The following is a 16,139-nucleotide window of genomic DNA, read 5'->3' as shown; positions in this document are numbered from 1 at the left end:
AAACCTTTTTGTGATAAATGTGGATTCTTTTATCTCCAAAACGCTCCTCAGATAATTGAAATATACAGTAAGATCATTGACCGACTATGGTTTGATTTAATTAGTATTAAGTTTCAATTCCTCCAGATTGCTTATAGTAATTCTTGGCTGTATAGTTTGGCCATTCCCAAAAGTTTGAACCCTGTGACACCACAAACCGATCAAAAAACAATTCCAGATTCGAATGTAAGGGTTCCGGTTTTAGCAATGTCCCAGAAATATACAAATAGTCTGGATCATCTCGTTCAAGAGCTGTTCGACTTATCAATAGATTATTTTCAAACACATACCCTATTGGAATATAATCAGACAATGATTTAAGGGCATCGTGTGTCTTCTTTATTTCCTCTAAAGAGTATATTTGCAATCCACCACCAATATTAATCGAGCCTAGTAACATTTCATACATTTTGGCTCCGTTGTGTTTAGATAGAAATTGTTGAACATCTTCAGGTAAAATCCATCCTTTTTCATCTTGAAAGTCCTTCAGCTCTTTACTTGCAATAGGGGGATTAAATGAACAATGAACTGTGTGAATTTCCCCTTGCTCAGCTACAATCTCCATATTCCCTTTTTCATCAAGTCGTTTCTTTAGAGCTTGCAACGTCTTTTTGAGTATCATTGAAACTCCCCCTATTTTCATTTTAGTAGCTTGCCCACCATGGAGATACCGATTGCTGGTGAATGGTTCGCGGTAATGGATACAGATTCGAGAAACTGTTTCCTCCCCCGTACTCTCTTGGGATGACGTGGTGTATGTCTACTCCGAATTGGATTCTTTTTGCGGCTTATTAGGGTCTAATGCAGCAAGATCCACTTTTTTATACAAACTATTACGTTCTTTCTGCTGATGCTGTTCTTTTACTAACTTCTCGATCTCTTTGGCTTACCATTTTATAGTAGTAAAAATAACATAGTTTAGGTTCAGTTGTTAAGAGGTTTCAATACTAATAAGAAGCCCTTATTTACATTCCATAATCAGCTAATACATGAAATGGATTATTGTCGAATGGCCTATTTGAATGAAAAGCTAAAGAGTTTTTATCTAAAGAACCTGGAGCTTCCGCAAATCATGTTCATGCATTCCGTCATACACATGCCAGTCTACTGTTTGCAGCAGGTGCTTCTATTAAAGATGTACAAGTCCGTCTTGGTCATTCAGACGTTCAAACCACGATGGATATTTACACTCATGTGACCGATGAAGCGATGAAGCGAAGGAGAAAACAGCGGAGATGTTCCAGCAATACATGGATTTTTAGCTAAAGGTATTCAAGGGGTATTCAATACCATATTCAGACACAAAAATACCCTCCTTGCCCAGTAAGAGCAAAGAGGGTACGTGTTGATATACCAAGTATATTAACGTTTTGAGAATTGTGGCGCGCGACGTGCACCTTTAAGACCGTATTTTTTACGTTCTTTCATACGGGAGTCACGAGTCAATAGACCAGCGCGTTTTAGAGAACCACGGTACTCAGGGTCAACTTGAAGCAAAGCACGAGCGATACCGTGACGGATAGCTCCAGCTTGGCCAGTGTAACCTCCACCATGTACGTTTACGAGTACATCGTAGTTACCAAGAGTTTCTGTAGCAACTAAAGGTTGCTTGATTACTTCGCGTAGTGCTGCGAATGGGATGTATACTTCTACTTCACGATCGTTGATGATGATGTTTCCGTTACCTGGTACCAAACGTACGCGAGCTACTGAGCTCTTACGACGACCAGTTCCATAATATTGAACTTGAGCCAAGATAATAACCTCCTCTTTTTAATTATCCACGAAGTTCGTAAACTTCAGGTTGTTGTGCTTGGTGCGGATGCTCCGCTCCAGCGTATACGTGCAGTTTCTTGAACATTTGACGACCTAGGGAACCTTTAGGAAGCATTCCTTTAATTGTTAGTTCAAGCATTTTTTCTGAGTAGTTTGTACGCATTTCCAATGCAGTACGTTGTTTCAAACCACCTGGGTGAAGGCTGTGACGGTAGTAGATCTTGTCAGTAAGCTTTTTACCAGTCAATTCGATTTTAGAAGCGTTCAAGATGATCACGTGATCACCAGTGTCAACATGTGGTGTGAATGTTGGTTTGTGTTTACCGCGTAGAATAGAAGCAACTTCACTAGCCAAACGACCAAGAGTTTTGCCTTCTGCATCTACAACGAGCCATTTACGTTCGATTTCAGTGGCTTTAGCCATATACGTTGTACGCATGATTTATCCTCCTATTACTCAATCCGTAGTATTTATTCTTAAATCACAATAAGTTTCCGGGGCTTATCGTGGGGTTAATAACATACCATATGCTATATTATCTTGTTCCCAGAAGAATGTCAAGGGTATGTTACACCAGGATTAGTTGTTTTAGTTTTTTATTTTTGATTCGTGATGCTTTCCTGCTTACAAGGGTATGATCCATTCGAATCATCCCTTGCCATTTCGTTTCCGTAGCACACATTCCACAGATATAAGCCGTGGGCAGGTGCCGTTTTCCCTGCTGCGTCCCGGTCCTTTGCAGCAAGGGTGTCCGGGATGCTGTCAGGACTCCGTTTCCCGGATCCGACTTCCAGCAAGGTCCCCGTCAGGATCCTCACCATGTTATAAAGGAATCCATTTCCCCTGAAGGACAGGACAAGCTCGTCAGCGGTCTCCTCAAAGGTGATGGCATGGATGGTCCTGATCTTATCTTCCACTTCGGTCTTGGCCGAACAGAAGCTTGTGAAGTCATGCTCACCGAGAAGGTGGGCAGCGGCTTCCTCCATCAGGCCGACGTCAAGTGGATACGGATAGTGGAGGGCGAAGTTCCGGTGAAACGGACTTCTCTCCGCCCCTTTATGAATCCTATAGCGATATTCCTTCTCTTTTACAGAGAAACGTGAGTGGAAGTCACTTGAGACGCACTCGGCACGCAGGATGGTCATCTCGTCCGGTATGCGGGTATTGAGGACGACCGGCCATTTCTCCCCCGGTATGGAGAGCGGGGTGTCAAAATGAAACACCTGCCCTTGTGCGTGGACCCCGGCATCCGTACGACCAGAGGCCGTCACCCGGATCGATGCCCCTTTATGGATGGCACCGAGGACCCGTTCAAGCTCGCCTTGGACCGTCCGTTGACCGGGCTGTACCTGATACCCGTGAAAACCGGTCCCATCATACGCCAGTGTGCATTTGATTCGTTGCATGAGTCATTCCCCCTGTCATCCCCTGAACACGATCAGGAGTCCCGTGAGGACCAGCAGGACGATGATGACCATCGTATCCCTGCCCTTCCAGGAAAGGAGTCGGTATTTCGTCCGGCCCTCCCCGCCCTGATAGCCTCTTGCTTCCATGGCGGTTGCCAAGTCTTCCGCACGCTTGAAGGCACTTACGAAGAGTGGGATCAGAAGCGGTACGATGGCCTGGAGCCTGTCCTTGATCGGTCCTGAGGTAAACTCTGCCCCCCGGGCGATCTGTGCCTTCATGATCTTATCCGTTTCTTCCATCAGGGTCGGGATGAACCTGAGGGAGATGGACATCATGAGGGCCAGCTCGTGTACGGGGAACTTGATCTTACGAAGTGGATTCAGAAGCGTCTCGAGTCCATCCGTGATCGTGATCGGCGAAGTAGTCAGCGTAAGCAAGGATGTAATCAAAATAAGGTAAAAGAACCGTAAGCTGATGAAAATCCCTTGTCTCAGGCCTTCTTCATATATAGCAAACCATTTCAGATCAACGAGCACATCGCCTTCTTTAGTAAAGAAGATATGCAGCAGGAATGTAAACAGGATGATCCACAGGATCGGCTTCAAGCCGCCCAATATGAATCGGATCGGCAATTTTGAAAGGAGCAATGCCCCGAGTGTAAATATGCCGAGTATCCCATACGTCAGCGCGTTGTTCGCCAAAAAGACGATGCAGATGAATCCGAAGATAAAGAGGATCTTTGCCCGTGGGTCCATCCTGTGAAGGACAGAATCCCCGGGGACGTAGCGTCCGATGATCATCTTTTCCATCATGGCCGTCCACCCCCTGACATGGAAATGGCGTCTGCCAGCTCTTCGATCGTCAAGCATGTCCGGCCGAGGGATCTGCCTGAGGCCATTTCGTATTCGTACTGGAAGCGAACGACATCCGGCACATCCAAGCCCATTTCAAACAGTTGTTCCGCGTGGGAGAAGATCTCTCTCGGAGAGCCCTGCTTCTTCAACCGGCCCTTTTGCATGATGACGATCTCATCGGCATATCGTGCTGCATCCTCCATGCTGTGGGTGACCAGGATCGTCGTGAGACCCTTTTCTTTGTGAAGCTCATAGAACATGTCCATGATCTCTTTTTGCCCCCGCGGATCAAGCCCTGCCGTCGGCTCATCCAGCACGATGACTTCAGGGTTCATGGCAAGAACGCCAGCGATGGCGACACGGCGCATCTGCCCACCGGAAAGATCAAACGGGGACTTTTCAAGGACGTCTTCAGTCAGACCGACCTTGACGATCAGTTCCCTTGCACGTGCTTCGGCCACATCCCTGCTGATGCCAAAATTCATCGGCCCATAGCAGATATCTTTCAGGACCGTTTCTTCAAAGAGCTGATGCTCCGGGAACTGAAAGACGATCCCTACCTTTTGGCGTACAGCTTTGAGGCTCTTCGACTTTTGTTTCGCATGGATCGTATGGTCCCCCATCGTCACGGTGCCCTCCGTCGGTTTCAATAACCCGTTCAGGTGTTGCAGGAGCGTGGATTTCCCGGAGCCCGTGTGTCCGATGACGGACAGGAATCGTCCGGTCGGGATCTCCAGATTGATGTCCTCAAGCGCCAACTTTTCGAATGGAGTGTTGAATGAATACCGGTACTCTACATGTTTAAATGTGATCTGCATAGTTCATTCACCAACTCTTCTTCTGTTAAGTATGTTTTAGATAATGGAATTCCCCGTTCCTTCAAAGCACCGGCAAGCTTGATTGTAAACGGTGAATCAAGACCCAGTCCCGTCAGTTCGTCTTCAAGCTTGAAGATCTCCTCCGGGGTTCCCTCTTTGAACACGGTTCCCTGGTTCAGGACGATGATCCGGTCGGCCCTTGATGCTTCTTCAAGGTCGTGGGTGATGGAGATGACCGTCAGCTCCTCTTCTTCCTTCAGCTTCCGGACCACCTCTAATACCTCTTTTCGTCCTTTGGGATCGAGCATGGAGGTGGCTTCATCCAGGATGATGATGGATGGCTGCAGGGCAATGACACCTGCGATGGCCACCCGTTGCTTCTGTCCACCCGATAGATGGTGCGGCTCTTGAGCAAGAAAATCACCCATATGGACGTTCTTCAGTGCTTCCCTCACTCGTTTCACCATCACATCATGAGGCACACCATGGTTTTCCAACCCAAAAGCCACATCATCCTCAACTGTCGCACCGACAAATTGATTGTCAGGGTTTTGAAATACCATTCCCAGCTTGGCGCGGATCTCCCAGATCGTCTCTTCCTGAAGGCGGGTGCCGTCCACTGTGACGACTCCTTCATTCGGAAAATGAAGACCGTTCAGCATTTTGGCAAGGGTGGATTTCCCTGATCCATTATGCCCGACGATCGCCAGCCATTCGCCCCGGTTGACGGAGAGCCTGATGCCTTTCAGCGCTTCATTCCCTTCGTCGGAATATCGGAAGCGGACATTCTCTACGTTGATGATCTTATCCAATCCTACTCTACCTCCTCTACACTACTCTCATCTCAGCTTATCAAAAAAATGCCCATATACAAAAAAAAGCCTGCACCCCGTCCAAAGAAAAGAAGTCTTTTCTTGTTCAATCCATTGAACAGCTTCTATGCCTATAGAAGTTGGAAGGGGTGCACGAGCTAGACGAGTCAGCCTGAGCTGCTCATCGTAACGCTCTGCTTTTCATCGACATGCACTTATACAAAAAGGGCAAAGAACAGTTAAGGATTAACTGTCCCGCCCTTAATGTTAGTCGTCACGAATTATTAAACTAATTCGATGATTGCCATTGGAGCACCGTCACCACGACGAGGACCAACCTTCATGATGCGAGTGTATCCACCTTGACGCTCTGTGTAGCGTGGAGCGATGTCAGCGAACAACTTTTGAAGAGCATCTTGGTTAGTTTCAGCGTTAGCAACTTCTTTACGAATGTATGCACCTGCTTGGCGACGAGCATGAAGATCACCGCGTTTACCTAGAGTGATCATTTTCTCCACAACCGAACGAAGCTCTTTCGCACGAGTTTCAGTTGTTTCGATGCGCTCGTTGATGATTAGGTCTGTAGCTAAATCACGTAGCATTGCTTTACGTTGAGCACTTGTACGTCCTAACTTTCTGTAAGCCATTAAGGGTTCCCTCCTTTGTTGAGTCTATCTATAGAAAGAAGTCGATCAGTCGTCTTTGCGCAATCCAAGTCCAAGGTCTTCAAGTTTAACTTTGACCTCTTCAAGGGATTTACGTCCAAGGTTACGTACTTTCATCATATCTTCTTCAGTTTTGTTAGCAAGTTCTTGCACAGTGTTGATTCCAGCACGCTTCAAGCAGTTGTAAGAGCGAACGGAAAGATCCAATTCTTCGATAGTCATCTCAAGAACTTTCTCTTTTTGATCCTCTTCTTTTTCAACCATGATTTCAGCGTTCTGCGCCTCATCTGTAAGGCCAACGAAAATATTAAGATGTTCTGTCAGAATCTTAGCTCCCAAAGAAATAGCTTCCTTAGGTCCAATACTTCCATCAGTCCATACATCAAGGGAAAGTTTATCGTAGTTGGTCATTTGACCGACACGCGTATTCTCCACCTGATAGTTAACGCGAGATACTGGAGTGTAAATAGAATCGATTGGGATCACGCCAATTGGAAGATCTTCACGCTTGTTTTGATCTGCAGGTCGGTAACCACGTCCGCGAGCTGCGCTTAGACGCACACGGAAATGACCACTTTTCGATAATGTTGCGATGTGTAAATCGGGGTTCAACACTTCAACATCACTATCGTGAGTAATATCAGCAGCCGTAACGACGCCTTCACCCTGCACATCAATTTCCAACGTCTTCTCTTCATCAGAGTAGATCTTCAACGCCAGCTTCTTGATATTCAAAATGATGGATGTGACATCCTCTACGACGCCTTCAATTGTTGAAAACTCATGCAGTACTCCATCTATTTGAATAGATGTGACAGCGGCACCTGGGAGTGACGATAGTAGGATACGACGTAAGGAGTTACCCAAAGTTGTACCATATCCACGCTCAAGTGGTTCTACGACGAACTTTCCATATGTGGCATCATCGCTGATCTCAACCGTTTCAATTTTTGGCTTTTCAATTTCGATCATTAATATTTACCCTCCTTCAAAACGTCGAACTCCGGTCTAAAGTCCGAAATTCCCCTTGTTTACGTTCCCTATTGTGCACCAACAACTGGTTACTTTTCTGAACATTTTGTATCATAACCCATTATAGACAACGATACAAAATTTATACAGAGAAATTAAACGCGGCGACGTTTTGGCGGACGGCATCCATTATGAGGAACTGGAGTGACGTCTCTGATTGCAGTAACTTCAAGACCTGCAGCTTGAAGCGCACGGATTGCAGCTTCACGACCAGCACCAGGACCTTTAACTGTTACTTCAAGAGTTTTCAAACCGTGTTCCTGAGAAGCTTTAGCAGCTGTTTCAGCAGCCATTTGTGCTGCGAATGGTGTAGATTTACGAGATCCTCTGAATCCTAGTGAACCTGCACTTGACCATGCAACAGCGTTTCCGTGAACATCAGTAATAGTTACGATTGTGTTATTGAATGTAGAACGGATGTGAGCAATACCGGCTTCGATATTCTTTTTCACACGACGTTTACGAGTGTTTTGTTTACGTGCCATACTAAGAAGTAACCTCCTTTACCTATTATTTTTTCTTGTTAGCTACAGTTTTACGAGGACCTTTACGTGTACGTGCATTGTTCTTCGTATGTTGACCACGAACAGGTAGTCCACGACGGTGACGAAGACCGCGGTAAGAACCGATTTCCATCAGACGTTTGATGTTGAGTGAGATTTCACGACGAAGGTCACCCTCAACTTTCAATTTGTCGACGATATCACGGATTTTACCAAGTTCGTCCTCAGTAAGATCGCGAACGCGAGTATCTTCTGATACACCGGCTTCAGCCAAGATTTTAGCAGCAGTGTTTTTACCAATTCCATAGATGTATGTTAATGAAATGACAACACGTTTGTCACGTGGAATGTCTACACCAGCAATACGTGCCATAGTGATTCGCACCTCCTTTAAGTTTAGCCTTGTTTTTGTTTGTGTTTAGGGTTTTCACAGATAACCATGACTTTTCCTTTTCTGCGGATGACTTTGCATTTTTCGCAGATAGGTTTTACAGATGGTCTGACTTTCATCTTATTCTAACCTCCTTGATAGTACGGAGTGCAATAGATTATTTGTAACGATAAGTGATTCTACCTTTAGTCAAGTCATATGGTGAAAGTTCGACAGTCACCTTATCACCAGGCAGGATACGGATGAAGTGCATACGGATCTTCCCTGATACATGAGCATGAATGGTATGACCATTTTCTAATTCTACTTTAAAAGTAGCATTCGGCAAAGTTTCTAGTACTTTACCTTCAACTTCAATTACATCATCTTTTGCCATTGAACGCGTCTCCCTTCTTCTCGCTTATTTCTTCTACAAACTTCGAAACTGCATGGCGCAGTTTACCGTTCGTCACTCTGCCTGTTTCCATCATACTGTTATGAACTTCTGGAGAAACATGGTCACACAGCCGAAGATGCTTGATGTTCTTCCGTTTAGGGCGGTCGAACCGTCTCTTATCTCCATCTGCGATGAGTACAAAACGTTCATCCAATTGCTGAACAACGATCGAGTAGCTCCCGCATTCAGTTCCGGAAAGGATCTGAACGACCTGGCCGATTCTCGCCGTTGATTCTGACTCGATCAATCCAATCACCTTCACTCAGGCTTTCGTCAAAATCTCATAGCCTTCTTCAGTAATTGCAATGGTGTGTTCAAAGTGCGCACACATTTTATCATCAACTGTGACAACAGTCCAGTTATCCGATAATGTCTTCACATATCGGGTTCCTGCGTTTACCATCGGTTCAATTGCCAGTACCATGCCAGGCTTCAGACGCGGACCTTTGTTTGGCGGTCCATAATGAGGGATTTGCGGGTCCTCATGTAAGTCTTGACCAACACCGTGTCCCACATACTCACGAACGATTGAAAAGCCATTGGCTTCCACAAAAGTTTGTATACTATGAGAGATATTCGACAAACGTTCGCCTGGCTTCGCTTCCTTCAATCCCAGAAAGAGTGATTCCTCTGTTACATCGAGAAGCTTTTGAGTTTCATCATCTATTGTCCCAACAGGATAAGTCCAAGCCGAATCCCCATGATAGCCTTGATATTTCGCACCGATATCGAGACTGATAATATCGCCATTCTTAAGGACGCGATCCCCTGGAATCCCGTGAACAAGTTCATTATTCACTGAGGCACAGATGCTGCCACGAAACCCATTATACCCTTTAAAAGATGGAATTGCATCATGTTTACGAATGAATTTCTCAGCGATTGCATCCAATTCCTTCGTCGATATTCCCGGAGAAATATGCTTTTGCAATTCCGCATGAGTCAAAGCCACAATCTTGCCTGCATGGCGCATGATCTCAATCTCCCTCGGAGTTTTGCAGATGATCATTATGAAAGGCCTCCGAGAAGCTCATCGATGTCAGCAAACACCAGGTTGATGTCTTGTTGACCGTTGATATTCTTGAGATATCCTTTATCTTCGTAGTATGAAAGCAGTGGTTGAGTTTGCTTGATGTTGACGTCAAGACGGTTTTGAACCGTTTCTTCGTTATCATCGGCACGTTGGTAGAGTTCTCCTCCACAGCGTGTGCAAACACCTTCTTCTTTCGGTGGATTAAAGACAAGATGATACGTAGCGCCGCACTCTCTGCAGATCCTGCGACCTGTCAAACGCTCCATCAGGATGTCCTTATCTACGTCGATGTTAATGACATAATTCATTTTTTTACCAAGATCAGCTAGGATGTTCTCAAGTGCTTCTGCTTGAGCAACCGTTCTAGGAAACCCGTCCAGTAAGAAGCCCTTATTGCAGTCCTCTTTGCTTAAACGTTCACCGACGATGCCGATCGTTACCTCATCAGGTACCAGATCACCATTGTCCATGAAAGATTTAGCCTTCAAACCTAGCTCTGTGCCTTCCTTGATGGCGGCACGGAACATGTCACCGGTAGAAATATGGGGGATACCATACTTTTCTACGATCTTTTCAGCTTGAGTGCCTTTTCCTGCACCTGGTAAGCCCATTAGAACTATATTCACTCGAACTCCCCCTAATTGTCTATAAAACGGCTTCAGGAACATAATGTTCCCGAAAACCCTCTTATTTGATGAATCCCTTGTAGTGACGCTTCACAAGCTGAGATTCCAGTTGTTTCATCGTCTCAAGCGCAACACCCACTACGATGAGTAAGCTTGTTCCGCCGATTTGAGCCGACTGCGGCAATCCTGCAAAATTAATGAAGAATACCGGTAGAACTGCAATGATAGCAAGGAAGGCAGCACCTACAATTGTTAGACGATACAGAACGCGAGTGAGATATTCCTGTGTGTTCTTCCCTGGTCTGATACCCGGGATATAACCACCCTGCTTCTTCAAGTTCTCGGACATTTGCTCCGGATTGACTTGAATGAAAGCATAGAAATACGTAAATGCGACGATCAACGCCACATAAATGATCATTCCGACTGGTTTCGTATAATCAAAAATGTATTGAATCGTATCTGTCACATTGTTGTTTCCAAAGAAGGATGAGATTGTCTGTGGAGTGATGATAAAGGAAATCGCGAAGATTACCGGAATAACACCCGCAGCATTCACCTTCAATGGGATATGCGTTGACTGTCCACCAACCGGACTACGCCCCACTAAACGTTTTGCATATTGAATCGGAATTTTACGAAGTGCTTGTTGAATGAACACTACTCCAACTACGATTGCAATGACTGCCAAAACAAGAAGTGCAAGAACCACAATGCGAAGGAAGAGCTGTTCACCAGCACCTTCGATTTGTTGTGCATAGATTTGGTTTACAGTGTTAGGGATGGCAGCGACGATACCTGCAAAGATCAGGATCGAGATACCATTTCCAACACCTTTAGCCGTGATTTGTTCACCCAACCACATAAGAAAAGCCGTACCGGCCGTCAATACTAACGCAATAAGAAGGTACGTACTTGGTCCCGGGCTTTGAATGAGCATCCCACCATAGATTCTATTGAAGCCATAGGACATACCGAAAGCTTGAATAAAACCTAAGATGATGGTGAAATATCGTGTGAACTGGGCTAATTTACGACGACCCACTTCGCCTTGCTTCGACCATTCCGTAAACTTTGGAACAACATCCATTTGCAGGAGCTGTACGATGATGGAAGCCGTGATATACGGCATGATCCCCATCGCGAAGATCGAGAAGTTCTGAAGTGCACCGCCACCAAATGTATTCAGGAATCCGAGAAGCCCCGCCTGGTCTTGCATTTTCAATACTTCAGCGTCTACGTTTGGTACCGGGATAAAGGTACCAAGACGAAAGACAATTAACATTAGAAGGGTGAAGATAATTTTATTTCTTATATCACCCACGCGCATAAAATTGGAGACAGTTCGAAACATTAGATCACCTCGGTTGTACCGCCAGCAGCTTCGATAGCTTCTTTAGCAGTGGTTGAGAATTTAGTTGCTTTAACAGTAAGCTTTTTCTCGATTGAACCTTTACCAAGAATCTTGATTCCTGCTTTTTCGTTACTTACCACACCAGTTTCAACCAGTAGGGCAGGAGTAACTTCTGTACCATCTTCGAAGCGATTTAATGCGTCAAGGTTGACGATTGCATACTCTTTACGATTGATGTTCGTGAATCCACGTTTAGGAAGACGTTGGAATAATGGAGTTTGACCACCTTCGAAGCCAGGACGTGTTCCACCGCCTGAACGGGCGTTTTGTCCTTTATGACCTTTACCAGATGTCTTACCATTACCTGAACCAATACCACGTCCTACACGGTTACGGACTTTACGAGAACCTTCTGCAGATTGTAATTCATGTAATTTCATGTCGGCACCTCCTTCTTTATAAACGTTAGGTATTATTTTTCAGTTACAGTCACAAGGTGTGAAACCTTGTTGATCATGCCACGGATTGCAGCATTATCTTGTTGCTCGACTGTTTGATGCATTTTGCGAAGTCCCAAAGCTTCAACAGTTTTACGTTGATCTTGAGGACGGCCAATGATGCTGCGAGTGAGGGTAATTTCTAGTTTATTAGCCATCGTTATCCCTCCCTTAACCTAAGATCTCTTCTACTGATTTACCACGTAGTTTTGCTACGTCTTCAGCACGCTTAAGTTGTGTAAGACCTTGGATTGTTGCGCGAACCATGTTGATTGGAGTGTTAGAACCCAATGACTTAGAAAGGATATCTTGAACACCAGCCAACTCTAGTACCGCACGGACAGGTCCACCAGCGATGATTCCAGTACCGGCAGAAGCTGGCTTGATCAGGATTTGACCTGCGCCAAACTGACCAGTAACTTGGTGAGGTGTAGTTCCACCTACCATAGGAACTTCGATTAGATTTTTCTTCGCATCTTCAATCGCTTTACGGATTGCATCTGGTACCTCTTGCGCTTTACCAGTACCGAAGCCAACGTGGCCGTTTTTGTCACCTACTACTACAAGAGCAGCGAAACGGAAACGACGTCCACCTTTAACTACTTTCGCAACACGATTGATTGTAACTACGCGTTCTTCAAATTCAAGTTTGCTTGAATCAATACGACTCATCTGGATTGTCCCTCCTTTTTATTAAAATTCTAGGCCGTTTTCACGAGCTGCTTCAGCCAAAGCTTTAACGCGGCCATGGTATAGATATCCACCACGGTCGAATACCACTGATTTAAGGCCTTTTTCTACAGCTTTTTTCGCAACTAGTTCTCCAACTTTCGCTGCTGCTTCAACAGTTGCAGTTGCTTCAGTTCCGAAATCTTTATCTTGAGAAGATGCACTCACTAGAGTCACACCATTAGTATCATCGATAAGTTGAGCGTAGATATTTTTATTAGAACGGAAAACGTTCAGACGAGGACGAGTTTCAGTTCCAGTAATTTTTGAACGGACACGGGCATGTCTTTTCTTACGTGTTTTGTTCTTATCTGGCTTAGTAATCACCTACGGTCACTCCTTTCTTTAGCCTACGCGGCATTATTTACCTGTTTTACCTTCTTTACGACGAACATATTCGCCTTCGTAGCGAATACCTTTTCCTTTGTAAGGCTCAGGAGAACGTACTGCACGGATGTTAGCAGCTAATGCGCCAACGCGTTCTTTGTCGATTCCTTTGATGGAAATCTTAGTGTTTGCCGGTACTTCGATCTCGATGCCTTGTTCTGGTTCGATCTCAACTGGGTGAGAGTAACCAACGTTAAGCACAAGTTTCGTACCTTGTTTTTGAGCACGGTAACCAACACCGACTAGCTCTAGGTTTCGTTGGAATCCTTTAGAGACTCCTTCAACCATATTCGCGATCAAAGCACGAGTTGTACCGTGAAGCGCGCGGTGTTCTTTAGCATCAGAAGGACGGGTAACTGTAGCAGTTGTCCCTTCTACTTCTACTTTAATATCTGAATTGAATGTACGAGAAAGTTCCCCTTTAGGTCCTTTTACAGTGACGAGATTGTTCTCAGCTACTGTAATTGTAACATCAGATGGAATTTCGATTGGTAGTTTACCTACACGTGACATCCTGTTGCACCTCCATTCGTTTAAAAAATATTACCAAACGTAAGCTAGTACTTCTCCGCCAACTTGTTTAGCGCGGGCTTCTTTGTCAGTCAAGACACCTTGAGAAGTTGATACAAGCGCGATACCTAGTCCGTTAAGAACTTTAGGTACTTCTGTAGATTTTGCATATACACGTAAACCAGGTTTAGAGATACGCTTCAATCCAGTGATAACACGTTCGTTGTTGCTTCCGTATTTCAAGAAGATACGGATAAGACCTTGTTTGTTGTCTTCCACGTATTCTACATCACGTACGAAACCTTCACGTTTAAGGATTTCAGCGATTTCTTTCTTGATGTTAGAAGCAGGAACTTCTAGTCTTTCGTGACGAACCATGTTCGCATTACGGATGCGAGTAAGCAAATCTGCAATTGGATCTGTCATTGTCATAATAATTTACCTCCTTCCCAATATAGGGTTTTACCAACTAGCTTTCTTAACGCCAGGAATCTGACCCTTGTATGCAAGTTCACGGAAACAAATACGGCAAAGCTTGAATTTACGGATGACTGAATGAGGACGTCCGCAACGCTCACAACGTGTGTACGCTTGAACATTATGCTTTGGAGTACGTTTTTGTTTCGCAATCATTGATTTTTTAGCCACGATTTCGCCTCCCTTACTTTTGGAATGGCATTCCGATTTGTGTCAATAATTCACGAGCTTCTTCGTCTGTGTTTGCAGTAGTTACGATAACGATATCCATACCGCGTACTTTAGACACTTTATCATAATCGATCTCAGGGAAAATCAATTGCTCTTTAACTCCAAGAGTGTAGTTACCGCGACCGTCGAATGCTTTTTTAGAAACACCACGGAAGTCACGTACACGTGGAAGTGAAACAGAAATCAATTTGTCTAGGAATTGGTACATACGCTCACCGCGAAGAGTTACTTTCGCACCGATTGGCATACCTTCACGAAGACGGAAACCTGCGATTGATTTTTTAGCTTTTGTTACAACTGGTTTTTGACCAGTGATTTGCATCAACTCATCAACTGCTACGTCAAGAGATTTTGAGTTTTGTACAGCATCGCCGACACCCATGTTGACAACGATCTTCTCAACTTTAGGCACTTCCATTACAGATTTGTAATTGAACTTGCTTACTAAAGCCGGGCTGATTTCTTTTTGGAATTTTTCTTTTAGGCGGTTCATACAGAATACCTCCCTTCTTAGTTATCTTTATCGTTGTTAAGTGGAAGAACTTCACCTGATTTTTTTGCAACACGTACTTTTTTGCCGTCTTCTGTTTTGTAGCCTACACGAGTCGGTTCGTTCGTCTTAGGATCCAAGATCATAACGTTCGATACGTGAACAGAAGCTTCCTGACTGATGATTCCACCTTGTGGGTTCATCTGTGAAGGTTTCGCGTGTTTTTTCACAACGTTGATTCCTTCAACCAGTACACGGTCTTTTTTAGGGAATGCAGCAAGAACAACACCTGTTTTGCCTTTGTCTTTCCCGGTAATAACCATTACTTTATCGCCTTTTTTTACATGCATTTCATCGCACCTCCTTGAATGGCCCAATGGTAATCTATTAAAGAACTTCTGGAGCTAGAGAAACAATTTTCATGAAGTTGCTGTCGCGTAGTTCACGGGCAACTGGTCCGAAGATACGAGTACCACGTGGTCCTTTGTCGTCACGGATGATCACACATGCGTTCTCATCGAACTTGATGTATGTTCCATCTTGACGGCGCACACCAGACTTCGTACGTACGACAACTGCTTTGACTACGTCACCTTTTTTAACAACGCCACCTGGTGTTGCTTGTTTTACTGTACACACGATAACATCACCGATGTTAGCCGTTTTGCGTCCAGATCCACCAAGCACTTTAATGGTTAGCACTTCACGTGCACCAGAGTTGTCAGCAACTTTCAAACGTGATTCTTGTTGAATCATGTAGGTAACCTCCCTTCGGAATATAAACTATCCGAACTGTATTAGATAATAACTGCTTTCTCAACAACTTCTACTAAACGGAAACGTTTTGTAGCAGATAGTGGACGAGTCTCCATGATGCGTACGATGTCGCCTACTTTTGCTTCGTTGTTCTCATCATGAGTTTTGAACTTCTTAGAGTACTTTACGCGCTTGCCGTATAGAGAATGCTTTTTGTAAGTCTCTACCATAACCGTTACTGTTTTGTCCATTTTATCGGAAACAACACGGCCAGTGTAAACCTTACGTTGGTTGCGGTCACTCATTTAAGCAAAC

At 44.7% G+C, this 16,139-nt stretch carries 27 protein-coding genes and 2 pseudogenes; 1 reads left to right on the top strand and 28 read right to left on the bottom strand.

The annotated features are described in order from the left end of the window. Nucleotides 1-106: 106 nt before the first annotated feature. On the bottom strand, nucleotides 107-661 hold the full coding sequence (locus D5E69_RS00920; RefSeq protein WP_053072541.1) for an SMI1/KNR4 family protein: 555 nt from the start codon (nucleotides 659-661) through the stop codon (nucleotides 107-109). Between the two features lie 455 nt (nucleotides 662-1,116). On the opposite strand from D5E69_RS00920, the pseudogene D5E69_RS23765 reads away from it, so the two are divergent. Next, nucleotides 1,117-1,301, top strand: a pseudogene (locus tag D5E69_RS23765) (tyrosine-type recombinase/integrase); the annotation flags it as partial. A 100-nt stretch (nucleotides 1,302-1,401) separates the two neighbouring features. Here the strand turns inward: D5E69_RS23765 and rpsI are convergent. The 27 genes and pseudogenes from rpsI to rpsQ form a co-directional block, all read right to left on the bottom strand. Next, entirely contained in the window at nucleotides 1,402-1,794 is a 393-nt protein-coding gene (gene rpsI, locus D5E69_RS00910; RefSeq protein ID WP_048007637.1) for a 30S ribosomal protein S9, read from the bottom strand. A gap of 22 nt (nucleotides 1,795-1,816) precedes the next feature. Beyond that, nucleotides 1,817-2,254: a 50S ribosomal protein L13 gene (gene rplM / locus D5E69_RS00905; RefSeq protein ID WP_048007636.1), complete on the bottom strand. Its 438-nt coding sequence runs from the start codon at nucleotides 2,252-2,254 to the stop codon at nucleotides 1,817-1,819. Between the two features lie 227 nt (nucleotides 2,255-2,481). After that, nucleotides 2,482-3,222, bottom strand: a pseudogene (gene truA, locus D5E69_RS00900) (tRNA pseudouridine(38-40) synthase TruA); the annotation flags it as partial. Nucleotides 3,223-3,237: 15 nt separating this feature from the next. Continuing rightward, nucleotides 3,238-4,035, bottom strand: coding sequence for an energy-coupling factor transporter transmembrane component T family protein (locus D5E69_RS00895; protein ID WP_048007635.1), 798 nt, complete (start codon nucleotides 4,033-4,035; stop codon nucleotides 3,238-3,240). Next, complete coding sequence (locus D5E69_RS00890; protein ID WP_159129085.1) at nucleotides 4,032-4,895, bottom strand: energy-coupling factor ABC transporter ATP-binding protein; 864 nt, start codon at nucleotides 4,893-4,895, stop codon at nucleotides 4,032-4,034. The genes D5E69_RS00895 and D5E69_RS00890 overlap by 4 nt, the downstream gene beginning before the upstream one ends. After that, complete coding sequence (locus D5E69_RS00885) at nucleotides 4,871-5,707, bottom strand: energy-coupling factor ABC transporter ATP-binding protein (protein ID WP_159129084.1); 837 nt, start codon at nucleotides 5,705-5,707, stop codon at nucleotides 4,871-4,873. Before D5E69_RS00885 ends, D5E69_RS00890 begins: the two co-directional genes overlap by 25 nt. A gap of 284 nt (nucleotides 5,708-5,991) precedes the next feature. Then, complete coding sequence (gene rplQ, locus D5E69_RS00880) at nucleotides 5,992-6,354, bottom strand: 50S ribosomal protein L17 (RefSeq protein ID WP_048007632.1); 363 nt, start codon at nucleotides 6,352-6,354, stop codon at nucleotides 5,992-5,994. 45 nt (nucleotides 6,355-6,399) lie between these two features. Continuing rightward, on the bottom strand, nucleotides 6,400-7,344 hold the full coding sequence (locus D5E69_RS00875; RefSeq protein ID WP_048007631.1) for a DNA-directed RNA polymerase subunit alpha: 945 nt from the start codon (nucleotides 7,342-7,344) through the stop codon (nucleotides 6,400-6,402). Nucleotides 7,345-7,499: 155 nt separating this feature from the next. After that, entirely contained in the window at nucleotides 7,500-7,889 is a 390-nt protein-coding gene (gene rpsK, locus D5E69_RS00870; protein ID WP_048007630.1) for a 30S ribosomal protein S11, read from the bottom strand. Nucleotides 7,890-7,914: 25 nt separating this feature from the next. Beyond that, nucleotides 7,915-8,280: a 30S ribosomal protein S13 gene (gene rpsM / locus D5E69_RS00865; protein WP_048007629.1), complete on the bottom strand. Its 366-nt coding sequence runs from the start codon at nucleotides 8,278-8,280 to the stop codon at nucleotides 7,915-7,917. 23 nt (nucleotides 8,281-8,303) lie between these two features. After that, on the bottom strand, nucleotides 8,304-8,417 hold the full coding sequence (rpmJ, locus tag D5E69_RS00860) for a 50S ribosomal protein L36 (protein ID WP_003156543.1): 114 nt from the start codon (nucleotides 8,415-8,417) through the stop codon (nucleotides 8,304-8,306). 38 nt (nucleotides 8,418-8,455) lie between these two features. Next, nucleotides 8,456-8,674 (bottom strand): translation initiation factor IF-1, encoded by a 219-nt coding sequence (gene infA, locus D5E69_RS00855; protein ID WP_048007628.1) that lies wholly within the window; start codon nucleotides 8,672-8,674, stop codon nucleotides 8,456-8,458. Continuing rightward, nucleotides 8,661-8,981, bottom strand: coding sequence for a KOW domain-containing RNA-binding protein (locus D5E69_RS00850; RefSeq protein ID WP_048007648.1), 321 nt, complete (start codon nucleotides 8,979-8,981; stop codon nucleotides 8,661-8,663). Before D5E69_RS00850 ends, infA begins: the two co-directional genes overlap by 14 nt. 15 nt (nucleotides 8,982-8,996) lie before the next feature. Further along, entirely contained in the window at nucleotides 8,997-9,743 is a 747-nt protein-coding gene (gene map, locus D5E69_RS00845; protein WP_048007627.1) for a type I methionyl aminopeptidase, read from the bottom strand. Beyond that, a complete protein-coding gene (locus D5E69_RS00840) occupies nucleotides 9,743-10,393 on the bottom strand; it encodes an adenylate kinase (RefSeq protein WP_048007626.1) in 651 nt (216 codons plus the stop codon). The genes map and D5E69_RS00840 overlap by 1 nt, the downstream gene beginning before the upstream one ends. A gap of 61 nt (nucleotides 10,394-10,454) precedes the next feature. Further along, the gene (gene secY, locus D5E69_RS00835) at nucleotides 10,455-11,747 is read right to left on the bottom strand and encodes a preprotein translocase subunit SecY (protein ID WP_048007625.1); all 1,293 of its coding nucleotides are present in this window, start codon (nucleotides 11,745-11,747) and stop codon (nucleotides 10,455-10,457) included. Next, on the bottom strand, nucleotides 11,747-12,187 hold the full coding sequence (gene rplO / locus D5E69_RS00830) for a 50S ribosomal protein L15 (protein WP_048007624.1): 441 nt from the start codon (nucleotides 12,185-12,187) through the stop codon (nucleotides 11,747-11,749). Before rplO ends, secY begins: the two co-directional genes overlap by 1 nt. 32 nt (nucleotides 12,188-12,219) lie before the next feature. Continuing rightward, nucleotides 12,220-12,402, bottom strand: coding sequence for a 50S ribosomal protein L30 (rpmD, locus tag D5E69_RS00825; protein WP_048007623.1), 183 nt, complete (start codon nucleotides 12,400-12,402; stop codon nucleotides 12,220-12,222). 13 nt (nucleotides 12,403-12,415) lie between these two features. Then, nucleotides 12,416-12,916 carry a 30S ribosomal protein S5 gene (gene rpsE / locus D5E69_RS00820; protein ID WP_048007622.1) on the bottom strand — a complete coding sequence of 167 codons (501 nt, stop codon included), beginning with the start codon at nucleotides 12,914-12,916 and terminating at the stop codon, nucleotides 12,416-12,418. A gap of 21 nt (nucleotides 12,917-12,937) precedes the next feature. After that, nucleotides 12,938-13,300 (bottom strand): 50S ribosomal protein L18, encoded by a 363-nt coding sequence (gene rplR, locus D5E69_RS00815; RefSeq protein WP_048007621.1) that lies wholly within the window; start codon nucleotides 13,298-13,300, stop codon nucleotides 12,938-12,940. A 33-nt stretch (nucleotides 13,301-13,333) separates the two neighbouring features. Continuing rightward, a complete protein-coding gene (gene rplF, locus D5E69_RS00810; protein WP_048007620.1) occupies nucleotides 13,334-13,873 on the bottom strand; it encodes a 50S ribosomal protein L6 in 540 nt (179 codons plus the stop codon). A gap of 30 nt (nucleotides 13,874-13,903) precedes the next feature. Next, the gene (gene rpsH, locus D5E69_RS00805; protein WP_048007619.1) at nucleotides 13,904-14,302 is read right to left on the bottom strand and encodes a 30S ribosomal protein S8; all 399 of its coding nucleotides are present in this window, start codon (nucleotides 14,300-14,302) and stop codon (nucleotides 13,904-13,906) included. 30 nt (nucleotides 14,303-14,332) lie between these two features. Further along, on the bottom strand, nucleotides 14,333-14,518 hold the full coding sequence (locus D5E69_RS00800; RefSeq protein ID WP_010191505.1) for a type Z 30S ribosomal protein S14: 186 nt from the start codon (nucleotides 14,516-14,518) through the stop codon (nucleotides 14,333-14,335). Nucleotides 14,519-14,531: 13 nt separating this feature from the next. Beyond that, entirely contained in the window at nucleotides 14,532-15,071 is a 540-nt protein-coding gene (rplE, locus tag D5E69_RS00795; protein ID WP_048007618.1) for a 50S ribosomal protein L5, read from the bottom strand. Between the two features lie 17 nt (nucleotides 15,072-15,088). After that, complete coding sequence (gene rplX, locus D5E69_RS00790) at nucleotides 15,089-15,418, bottom strand: 50S ribosomal protein L24 (protein ID WP_048007617.1); 330 nt, start codon at nucleotides 15,416-15,418, stop codon at nucleotides 15,089-15,091. Between the two features lie 37 nt (nucleotides 15,419-15,455). Next, nucleotides 15,456-15,824, bottom strand: a complete 369-nt coding sequence (rplN, locus tag D5E69_RS00785) for a 50S ribosomal protein L14 (protein WP_032085280.1) — start codon at nucleotides 15,822-15,824, stop codon at nucleotides 15,456-15,458. Between the two features lie 41 nt (nucleotides 15,825-15,865). After that, nucleotides 15,866-16,129 (bottom strand): 30S ribosomal protein S17, encoded by a 264-nt coding sequence (gene rpsQ / locus D5E69_RS00780; protein WP_032085279.1) that lies wholly within the window; start codon nucleotides 16,127-16,129, stop codon nucleotides 15,866-15,868. Between the last annotated feature and the right edge of the window lie 10 nt (nucleotides 16,130-16,139).

Source organism: Rossellomorea marisflavi (genome assembly GCF_009806575.1).
In the GTDB taxonomy this organism is placed as follows: domain Bacteria; phylum Bacillota; class Bacilli; order Bacillales; family Bacillaceae_B; genus Rossellomorea; species Rossellomorea marisflavi_A.
Note: the sequence above shows the minus strand (reverse complement) of the source record. Positions and strands in the feature narration are given on the sequence as shown.